3 protein-coding genes are annotated in these 3,890 nt (G+C 62.0%); all 3 read left to right on the top strand.

The window, feature by feature from the left end:
* The first annotated feature begins 126 nt into the window (after window positions 1–126).
* The 3 genes from T370_RS0121475 to T370_RS0121460 all read left to right on the top strand — a co-directional run bounded on the left by T370_RS0121475 (window position 127) and on the right by T370_RS0121460 (window position 3,794).
* Complete coding sequence (locus tag T370_RS0121475) at window positions 127–1,377, top strand: LL-diaminopimelate aminotransferase (RefSeq protein ID WP_029436961.1); 1,251 nt, start codon at window positions 127–129, stop codon at window positions 1,375–1,377.
* A 309-nt stretch (window positions 1,378–1,686) separates the two neighbouring features.
* Window positions 1,687–3,015 (top strand): 3-phosphoshikimate 1-carboxyvinyltransferase, encoded by a 1,329-nt coding sequence (gene aroA, locus T370_RS0121465; RefSeq protein ID WP_029436960.1) that lies wholly within the window; start codon window positions 1,687–1,689, stop codon window positions 3,013–3,015.
* Window positions 3,012–3,794, top strand: coding sequence for a prephenate dehydrogenase/arogenate dehydrogenase family protein (locus tag T370_RS0121460; protein ID WP_005028360.1), 783 nt, complete (start codon window positions 3,012–3,014; stop codon window positions 3,792–3,794). The genes aroA and T370_RS0121460 overlap by 4 nt, the downstream gene beginning before the upstream one ends.
* Window positions 3,795–3,890 lie beyond the last annotated feature (96 nt).

Below are 3,890 nucleotides of genomic sequence, written 5' to 3'. Positions count from 1 at the left end.
CCCCCTCCAAACCTCCCCCCACCCTCTCCAAAGGCTTTCGTTTTTTCTATTGGGGAGATGCGGGGGGAGGGGCTTGGGCGGCGATGTTCTTTGTGGAATTTTTTAGTTTATTCAGGAGAATACCAGATGGCACAGATCAACGATGACTATCTCAAGTTGCCGGGCAGCTATCTTTTTGCCGATATCGCGCACAAGGTGAATGCATTTAAGGAAAATCACCCTGAAATGGAGCTCATCCGCCTCGGGATCGGTGACGTAACCCGTCCTCTGCCGCCGTCGGTCATCAAGGCGCTGCATAAGGCCGTGGATGAGCAGGCGACTGCGGAGGGCTTCCGTGGCTACGGTCCGGAACAAGGTTACCGCTTCCTGCGCGAGGCCATCGCGCAAGGGGATTTCGCGTCTCGTGGCGTGGAGATCGATCCCGATGACATTTTCGTCAGCGACGGGGCGAAGTGTGATCTCGGCAATTTTCAGGAATTGTTCGGGCGCGGGAATGTCATCGCCGTGACCGACCCCGTATACCCGGTGTATGTGGATTCCAATGTGATGGGAGGCCGCGCCGGAACATTTGATGGAAACGGGAGCTGGTCGGGCATCGTCTATCTGCCCTGCTCGGCTGAAAACGGTTTTGTTCCGTCCCTGCCTCTGAAGCGGCCCGACGTCATCTACCTGTGCCTGCCGAACAATCCCACAGGCACGGCCCTGAGCCGCCCCGAGCTGCAGCGCTGGGTTGACTACGCCCGCAGCAATCAGTGCCTTATCCTGTTCGATGCGGCGTATGAGGCCTATATTCGGGAGGACGGCATCCCCCACAGCATTTATGAGCTGGAGGGAGCCAAAGAGGTGGCTGTGGAGTTCCGCAGTTTCTCCAAGCCCGCCGGGTTTACCGGGCTGCGCTGCGGGTATGTGGTGATCCCCGAAACCGTAAAGGCGCGCGCCGCCGATGGTCGGATGCTGCCCCTCAAGCCGCTGTGGAACCGCCGCCAGACGACCAAGTACAACGGTTGCCCCTACATCGTTCAGCGCGCCGCCGAAGCCGTCTATTCACCCGAAGGGCGGCAGGATGTACGCGACAATGTGGGCTATTACATGGAAAACGCCTCAACCATCCGTGGCGGGCTGCAAGCGGCGGGACTGGACGTTTACGGGGGGGTGAACGCTCCGTACATCTGGCTGAAGACGCCGGGCGGCATGGATTCGTGGCGCTTTTTCGAAGCGCTCTTGAACCGTTTCGGCATAGTGGGGACTCCCGGCGTGGGGTTCGGCCCGAGCGGTGAAGGCTATTTCCGCCTTACGGCGTTCGGCTCCCATGAGAACACGCGGAAAGCCATGCGGCGCATCGCCGATGCCGGGCACTGGTCCGAGTGGAAGATATAGGAAAAAGAAATCTCTGGGGGCTTCCCACTGTCGCGGAGCCGTAACTTGACATTCCCGCCGCATTGGTTTTAGGGTAATTTCTACGTTTTTTTGCACAAAGGAACCGACAGATGTTTTCGTTGAACGCCGCCCTTTCCCTGAGTGAAGCCCCCATGAACTGGGGTCTTTGCTATTACTATTACTTTAGGGGCAGAAGCGGCGTTGAGGCGTGCGTCTGACGGTGTAGCGTCAGGACAAGCGTTGATCGGGGGCCGCGAACGGAGTGTTCGCGGCCCTTTTTGTTTTTTCATCAGCAGCAAGCGGGTTGGAATGATGATCACAGTACAGGCTCCGGCGTCGAAGTCGGTATCGCATCGCATGGTTATGGGCGCGGCCCTCGCTCAGGGGGATTCCGTGGTGAGCCGCGTGCTCGAAAGCAAGGATTTGGAACGCACGATGGCGATCCTCAGGGGAGCCGGGGCGGGCATCGTCCGCACCGGGGAGGGCGAATACGCGATTTCCGGCGTGGGCGGGCAGCCGTACGGCGGCTCGGTGGATCCGCTGTCCTGCGACGTGCACGAATCCGGCACGACCTGCCGGTTGCTGACCGCCGTGCTCGCCGCCGGGATGGGGCGTTTCCGCGTCCACGGAGCGCCCCGTATGCACGAACGGCCCATTGGGGAACTGACCGCCGCGCTGGAGACGCTCGGCGTGTCCTTCACGTTCGAGGGGAAACCGGGATTCCCGCCTTTCGTCCTGAAAACGTGCGGGCTTGACGGCGGCGAAGTGGGCATCGGCATGGACGAGTCGAGCCAGTATCTTTCGGGCGTGCTGCTGGCGGCTCCGCTGGCGCGTGCTCCCCTGACCGTCAATATCGGCGGCAGCAAGGTCGTTTCATGGCCCTATGTCGGCCTGACCCTTCAGGCGCTGGAAAACTTTGGCGTGCCGTTCTCCGTGGAGCGGAAGGAAGGCGGTGCGTGGAGCGCCGTCGACTGGCATACGCTGGAGCAGGCCGAGCCGGGGAATGTCCGTTTCCGCATGGTTCCGGCCATGTACCGCGCCGGACGCTACGCCGTGGAAGGCGACTGGTCGGGCGCGTCCTACCTGCTTGCCGCCGGAGCCATCGGGCCCCGTCCCGTACGTATTGAAGGATTGCGGGCGGATTCATTGCAGGGCGATCGCGTGATGCTGGATATCCTTCGTGATATGGGTGCGCGGATCGACATCGAACCGGATGCGGTGACCGTCCACCCTTCGGAGCTGCGCGGCGTGGTGGCGGATATGAGCCGCTGCCCGGATCTGGTCCCCACAGTGGCGGTGGTGGCGGCGCACGCGTCAGGCCCGACCCGCCTCTGGAACGCGGCTCACCTGCGCATCAAGGAATGCGACCGTATTGCGGTTCCGGCTCAGGAATTGTCGAAGGTGGGCGTCCGTTGCGACGAGCACGACGACGGCTTGACCATACACGGCGATCCCGCTTTGGCGTCGCGTCTGCATTCGCTTGACGGCATTGCCTTTTCGGCGCACGGCGATCACCGTATCGCCATGAGTTTGGCCCTGCTGGAGCTGCGGGGAGGACGTCTGACGCTGGACGATCCGTCTTGCGTGAGCAAATCGTTCCCGAATTTCTGGGAATGCTGGGGACAGGTGCGGGTATGAGCGGCAACACGGCTGAAAGTGGTTTTACGCCCCGGCGTCTGGTCATCGTCGGCTGCCGGGGCCGGATGGGGACTTTGCTGTCCGCACGCTGGAGCGCGGCGGGGCATACGGTGGCGGGGCTGGATCTGCCGCTGACCGATGAGGCTTTCGCCGAGGCCCTGCCCGGTGCGGATGCCGTTTTCCTGTGCATCCCCGCCGGGGCCATGGCTGAAGTATTGCCGCATCTCGTGCCGCATCTGGACGGCCGGCAGATCCTTGCGGACATTACCTCCGTAAAGATGCAGCCTTTGGGCCAAATGGAGCGGGCCTACGCCGGGCCGGTAGTGGGTACGCATCCCCTTTTCGGCCCCAAACCGCAGCCGTCCGACCTCCGCGTCTGCATTACGCCGGGCGCTGCGGCGACGGATACGCATATCGGCCTTGTGGAGGGGCTTTTTAAAGACATGGGATGCTCGACCTTCCGTTCGACCGCCGAGGCCCACGACAGTGCCGCCGCGTCGATTCAGGGGTTGAACTTCATTTCCAGTCTGGCGTATTTTGCGACGCTTGCCGAGCACGAGGAGCTGTTGCCTTTCATAACGCCGTCCTTCCGGCGGCGTCTGGAAGCCTCGCGCAAGCTCCTGACCGAGGACGCCCCCTTGTTCGAGTGGCTTTTTGAAGCCAACCCCATGAGTCAGGAGTCCATCCGCCAGTATCGTTCATTCCTCAACGTTGCCGCGGGCGGTGATGTCAACGTACTGGTCCAGCGCGCCCAATGGTGGTGGAAGGAAGCGCGTTAGGGAGGGCGGGAAGAAAATTGGAGGGGGGAAGGGGGACCTTTCTGGAGAAAGGTCCCCCTTCCCCCCTCCAAACCTCCCCCTTTCCCCTCCCAAGAC

It is taken from the genome of Bilophila wadsworthia ATCC 49260 (assembly GCF_000701705.1).
Classification (GTDB): Bacteria; Desulfobacterota; Desulfovibrionia; order Desulfovibrionales; family Desulfovibrionaceae; genus Bilophila; species Bilophila wadsworthia.
The sequence above is the reverse complement of the archived record's forward strand: the minus strand, read 5'-3'. Positions and strand labels throughout refer to the sequence as shown.